The 616-nt window shown below is 68.5% G+C and carries 1 protein-coding gene; it reads right to left on the bottom strand.

Annotated features, from left to right (window positions below; all coding sequences use genetic code 11):
* Window positions 1-616 (bottom strand): GTP-binding protein (locus ACL02U_RS32945; RefSeq protein WP_412794683.1); only part of this gene is annotated, 616 nt, incomplete at both ends.

The following is a 616-nucleotide window of genomic DNA, read 5'->3' as shown; positions in this document are numbered from 1 at the left end:
ACCGGGACGGTTTCGAGGTGTTCGAGGACGGTGGGGCCGCCGTACCAGTCCATGTGGGGGGAGGGTTCGACGACGTTGTCGCCTTCGAGGGCGGAGATGGGGATGGCGGTGACGTCGGGGATGCCGAGTTCGGTGGCGTAGGCGGTGAATTCCTCGGCGATGGTGGCGAAGACGGGTTCGTGGTAGCCGGTGAGGTCCATCTTGTTGACGGCGAGGACGACGTGGGGGACGCGGAGGAGGGCGGCGATGGCGGCGTGGCGTCGGGTTTGTTCGACGACGCCGTTGCGGGCGTCGACGAGGATGACGGTGAGTTCGGCGGTGGAGGCGCCGGTGACCATGTTGCGGGTGTACTGCACGTGGCCGGGGGTGTCGGCGAGGATGAAGCGGCGTCGGGGGGTGGCGAAGTAGCGGTAGGCGACGTCGATGGTGATGCCCTGTTCGCGTTCGGCGCGTAGTCCGTCGGTGAGGAGGGCGAGGTCGGGGGTGGTCTGGCCGCGGTTGCGGGAGGCGTGTGCGACGGCTTCGAGTTGGTCGGTGAGGACGGATTTGGAGTCGTGCAGGAGGCGTCCGACGAGGGTGGACTTGCCGTCGTCGACGGAGCCGGCGGTGGCGAACC

This window comes from Streptomyces sp. MS06, assembly GCF_047200655.1.
Classification (GTDB): Bacteria; Actinomycetota; Actinomycetes; order Streptomycetales; family Streptomycetaceae; genus Streptomyces.
This window is presented reverse-complemented; position numbering and strand designations above follow the sequence as displayed.